Here is a 4,733-nt window from a genome sequence, read left to right as displayed (position 1 = left end):
TTCACGGAATACGTCGTCTAGGGTAGTCACAGGCAGGGAACCAAGGCTTGAGCGGGCGGCGCGATTCTAGCACGGCGCGTCCTGCCGACCCGGCAGGCAAGGGAATAGCGCGGTACGAAAGGTGGGGAGTTCGCTGATGGCTCACGCAATGAAAAACGCCGCCCCGAGGGGCGGCGTAACGCAGCGGGCGCGGCCGCGCGGTGCGGGCGACTAGGCCCGCACGTCCACTGCGTTGCCCAAGTGGGGCGGGTTACTGGCTTGCGGAATGGCTTGCAGCAGGGTCAAAGCACTTTGCTGCTGCTGATCCAGTGCCTTGCGCAAGGCGAACATGGCGACATTGCTGCCAATTTCACCGGCTGCCGCGTTGGATACTGCATTGACGAAACCGCTGATTTCCATCTTGACCTCCTGGCCTGCACCTCACGATGCAGATTAGGTCCCGATCAAGGCCGGGACACCCCCTCATCGGTCACTTTTTATGCTTCTTGAGCGATTTATGCGAATTGTGCGCCTTGCCGTGCTTTTCCGCCGCTGCATGGTGCTTGCCCTTGCTGGCGGCGTGGCTGGCATGTTTGCCATGCTTGGCGTGTTTGCCGTGCTTTCCCGCCTTGTCGGTCTTGCCGTGCTTGCCATGCTTGGCGGACGACTTGCCGGCCTGCGCAGGCTTGACCGGTTTCTTGATGTGCTCAGCGGCAGCTGGCGTATCGCCCGGCAGGGGAATGTCCGATTTTGCCGAGGCTGCGGGCAGAGTGTCCGAGGCCATTGCCGGCATGGCGAACATAGCGGCCAGCAGACCGATTACACCGAGCTTGAGAAAGGAAAAACGTGTCATGCAAAAACTCCTGATAAACATGCTGTTTTGCTTGTTGCCGGCCGCGCAAGCGCCATACAGGCCAGACAAACGACGGAACGCCCACCTTGCCTTGCGTACAGGCGCCCGATCCGGCGCTAGTGTATCCCGGCATCGGTCGTCGTGCAGCGCAGCAATCTGGCTATAATCGGCAGCTTCGTTCGATCGACACCGAAGCGCCTGCCCGTGAACCCGCTACTTGACCGTCTGCAGCCCTATCCGTTCCAACGCCTCAAGGCCCTGTTCGCGGATGCCCGCCCCGATCCGGCGCTAGGGCATGTCGACCTGTCGATCGGCGAGCCCAAGCACCCGACACCTGATCTGATCAAGCAGGCGATCATCGCCCACTTCGGCGGCCTGGAACAATATCCGGCCACCTTGGGCCTGGCTGATCTGCGCCATGCCATCGCCGACTGGCTGAGCCGACGTTATGACATTGCCCGCCCCAATCCCGATAGCGAAATATTGCCGGTATTGGGTAGCCGCGAAGCGCTGTTCAGCTTTGTGCAGGCCAGCATCGACCGCGAGCAGGGTTATACGCCGGTGGTGATTTCTCCCAACCCCTTCTACCAGATCTACGAAGGCGCAGCGCTCTTGGCCGGCGCCGAACCCTATTACGTCAATTGCCTGGCGGAACAGGCGTTTCAGCCGGACTGGGCCAGCGTGCCCGATGCGGTGTGGCGCCGTACCCAGCTGGTATTCGTCTGTTCGCCCGGCAATCCAACCGGCGCGGTGATGACGCTGGACGATTGGCGAGCGCTTTTCGAATTGTCGGACCGCCATGGCTTCATCATTGCCAGTGACGAGTGCTATTCGGAGATCTGGTTTGATCAGCCGCCGTTGGGCGCCCTGCAGGCCGCAAAGCTGCTGGGGCGCGATAAATCACGGCTGGTGGTGTTTTCCAGCCTGTCCAAGCGCTCCAATGCGCCGGGACTGCGCTCCGGCTTTGTAGCAGGCGATGCCGCGCTGCTGGCCAGGTTTCTGCTGTATCGCACCTACCATGGCTCGGCGATGTCGGCGATGGTACAAGCGGCCAGTGCAGCCGCCTGGCGCGACGAAGCGCATGTAGAGGCCAATCGCGCTGCCTATCGCGCCAAGTTTGATGCCCTTGTACCCATCCTCGCCGAAACCTTGGGCGTCAGCCGGCCCGATGCGGCGTTCTACCTGTGGGCCAAGGTGCCCGATCGCTTTGCCGGTGACGACGCCGCCTTTGCCCGTGCCGCCTTCGAGCAATGCCATGTCACCGTATTGCCCGGCAGCTATCTGGCCCGCGACGCCCATGGCATCAACCCCGGCGCCGGGCGAATCCGCCTTGCCCTGGTCGCGCCGCTGGCCGACTGCATCGAGGGCGCCAAGCGCTTGGCCGAATTCGCCGCCTAGGGTTGCGCTGGACGAATCGAATTTTCACCTTGATTTAGCAGGACCGGGAAAACCGGTCCACAAGAAAGCACCATGTACTCAGCCACCTTTATTTTTCAGGCCGGTGAATTTGACGAGCAATTTCACCAACTCGATCAGGAGATAGCCACGGCCGCCAAACGCAGCGTGGGCTATCTCGGCGAAGAGAGCTGGGAAGACCCGAAAACCGGCCGAATCGCCAATGTGTACTACTGGGAAAGCGAAGCGGGCCTGCACGAGCTGATGCGCGATCCGCAGCACGCCACCGCTAAGCGCCGCCAGGGCGAATGGCTAGATGGCTATCAGGTGGTGATTTCCCAGGTATTGCGCAGCTACGGCGATGGCAAACTGCCTCACCCCACAGTGCGCGACCAACAAGCCACATAATCTGTTACCACACCATCCAAGCGAGACCATGATGAACCACCCGATCCAGCCCATCATCGAAGCCGCCTTTGAGCGCCGTGCCGATATCAGCCCGCAAACCATCAGCCCCGAACTGCGCGATGCCATCGAGCAGGTGATTCTGGAACTGGACCGCGGCGAGTTGCGGGTAGCCGAAAAACGCGATGGCAGCTGGCTGGTCAACGAGTGGGTGAAAAAAGCCGTGCTGCTGAGCTTCCGTGCCAATGACAATCGCGTGATGGCGGGTGGCGAAACCAATTTTTTTGACAAGGTGGATAGCAAGTTCGCCGGCTGGTCCGACGCCGACTTCCGCCAAGCCGGTTTCCGTGTTGCACCGCCCGCCATGGCGCGGCGCGGCAGCTTTATCGCCAGGAACGCCATCCTGATGCCGTCTTATGTCAATATCGGCGCCTATGTGGATGAAGGCACCATGGTCGACACCTGGGCGACGGTGGGCTCCTGCGCCCAGATCGGCAAGCATGTGCATCTGAGCGGCGGCGTCGGTATCGGCGGCGTTCTGGAACCCTTGCAAGCCTCGCCCACCATCATCGAGGACAACTGCTTTATCGGCGCTCGTTCCGAAGTGGTGGAAGGGGTGATTGTGGAAGAAGGCTCGGTGATCTCGATGGGCGTGTATATCGGCCAATCCACCAAGATTTACGATCGCGAGACTGGCGAAGTCAGCTATGGCCGCATTCCGGCCGGCTCGGTCGTGGTCAGCGGCAATCTGCCGGCGGCCGATGGCAGCCACAGCCTGTATTGCGCAGTCATTGTCAAGAAAGTGGATGCCAAGACCCGCGCCAAGACCAGCATCAACGAGCTGCTACGCGGCATCTGATAGCAATGGCAATACAACCGGCACAGGCGGGTGTACTCGCCTGGCCGGGCGCTACAGCGCCGCAATACCTTTCCGGCGATGCATAAAAGCGCAACTGCGCCTAGACTGCTTGGCATAAAGACCAATGCCACCCTGGCCCGAGCTGATGTCCATTCCGCCCGCCGAACTGCTCAAGAAATGCGATAGCTTCTCCGCAACCTGGCGAAGCTATCACGCTACGCCGCATTTCGAGCAATTCGTTGAATTTGCCGTCACCGTATCGAGCTTTGCCGAGTTCTTGCATAGCAAGGGCTTGTCCGGCCTGAATCAGCTGGCACGCGACCTCGAGCAGCAAACTCTGGCCTTGTTCGGCGAGGAGGCCAGCCATCCGGTGGCCGATGCCACCATGCAGGACTTGCAAAGCCGGGTCGAGGCACTGGCCGCACGGGTAATCAGCTATATCGACTCGGCGCGCCACCCGGTCGAAGAACGTCGCGCCAGCGCCGAGGCGCCGCAAAGTGCCGATCTATCGCCGGCGCGGCGGGTATGGTTTGTTGGCGATCATGTCGAGCCGTGGCGCGAATTGATCGCGCAGCTTGGTTATTTCGGCATCGTCACCGAAGTATTCAACAGGCAGAACAACCCCAGCGACGACTCCGAGCCGGTAACCCTGCTGCTCGATGTGGCAAGGCTGGCACCATCGCAGTGGGCGGCGCAAATCCACAGCCTGCGTCAACGCTTTGCCGCCACCAATCTGCTGGTGCTATCGGTTTCTGCGCGCTTTCGCGACCTGCAGACCGCCCTGGCAGCCGGTTGCGATGTATGTATCCCGGCAGCTACCCCGCTGCCGGCCATGGTGGCCAAGGTTCTGGAACTCAATAACCAGGACGAGGAAGAACCGTACCGCGTCCTGGTAGTTGAAGACTCGCTCACCGCCATCAAGCTGATCCAGCGCACACTCAACGAAAACGGCGTGCAGAGCCATGCCATTTCCCAGCCACATGAGGTATTGGCGGCACTCAAGCGCTACCAACCCGATCTGATCCTGATGGATATGTATATGCCGGACTGCACCGGCGTAGAAACCGCCCGGGTGATCCGCCAGCATGTGGAATTCCTGTCGGTGCCCATCGTCTATCTGTCGGGCGAAACCGATGTAGCCCTGCAGGTCGAGGCGCTGCGCTTGGGGGGTGATCACTTTCTCACCAAGCCATTCAATCCGGTAATCCTCAATGCGGTGGTGCAAAGCAAGATCGAGCGCTA

Annotated in this window: 6 protein-coding genes; 4 read left to right on the top strand and 2 right to left on the bottom strand. The window is 60.8% G+C overall.

Annotated elements, in window-relative coordinates; all coding sequences use genetic code 11:
• Window positions 1–210: 210 nt before the first annotated feature.
• A complete protein-coding gene (locus ACE3OH_RS18800) occupies window positions 211–399 on the bottom strand; it encodes a YjfB family protein (protein WP_374356807.1) in 189 nt (62 codons plus the stop codon).
• A gap of 70 nt (window positions 400–469) precedes the next feature.
• Complete coding sequence (locus tag ACE3OH_RS18795) at window positions 470–832, bottom strand: hypothetical protein (protein ID WP_374356805.1); 363 nt, start codon at window positions 830–832, stop codon at window positions 470–472.
• 204 nt (window positions 833–1,036) lie between these two features.
• On the opposite strand from ACE3OH_RS18795, the gene dapC reads away from it, so the two are divergent.
• The 4 genes from dapC to ACE3OH_RS18775 form a co-directional block, all read left to right on the top strand.
• Window positions 1,037–2,230: a succinyldiaminopimelate transaminase gene (gene dapC, locus ACE3OH_RS18790; RefSeq protein ID WP_374356803.1), complete on the top strand. Its 1,194-nt coding sequence runs from the start codon at window positions 1,037–1,039 to the stop codon at window positions 2,228–2,230.
• A gap of 72 nt (window positions 2,231–2,302) precedes the next feature.
• Window positions 2,303–2,635, top strand: a complete 333-nt coding sequence (locus ACE3OH_RS18785; protein WP_374356801.1) for an antibiotic biosynthesis monooxygenase — start codon at window positions 2,303–2,305, stop codon at window positions 2,633–2,635.
• A 31-nt stretch (window positions 2,636–2,666) separates the two neighbouring features.
• On the top strand, window positions 2,667–3,491 hold the full coding sequence (gene dapD, locus ACE3OH_RS18780; RefSeq protein WP_374356811.1) for a 2,3,4,5-tetrahydropyridine-2,6-dicarboxylate N-succinyltransferase: 825 nt from the start codon (window positions 2,667–2,669) through the stop codon (window positions 3,489–3,491).
• Window positions 3,492–3,636: 145 nt separating this feature from the next.
• Window positions 3,637–4,733 (top strand): PleD family two-component system response regulator (locus ACE3OH_RS18775; RefSeq protein WP_374356799.1); only part of this gene is annotated, 1,097 nt, incomplete at its 3' end.

This window comes from Chitinimonas sp., from assembly GCF_041904975.1.
Taxonomy (GTDB): domain Bacteria; phylum Pseudomonadota; class Gammaproteobacteria; order Burkholderiales; family Chitinimonadaceae; genus Chitinimonas.
Note: the sequence above shows the minus strand (reverse complement) of the source record. Positions and strands in the feature narration are given on the sequence as shown.

Coding starts and splice junctions, on each gene's coding strand:
- ACE3OH_RS18795 (WP_374356805.1), bottom strand. CDS start 832: ATGACACGTTTTTCCTTTCTCAAGCTCGGTGTAATCGGTCTGCTGGCC.
- ACE3OH_RS18785 (WP_374356801.1), top strand. CDS start 2,303: ATGTACTCAGCCACCTTTATTTTTCAGGCCGGTGAATTTGACGAGCAA.
- dapD (WP_374356811.1), top strand. CDS start 2,667: ATGAACCACCCGATCCAGCCCATCATCGAAGCCGCCTTTGAGCGCCGT.
- ACE3OH_RS18800 (WP_374356807.1), bottom strand. CDS start 399: ATGGAAATCAGCGGTTTCGTCAATGCAGTATCCAACGCGGCAGCCGGT.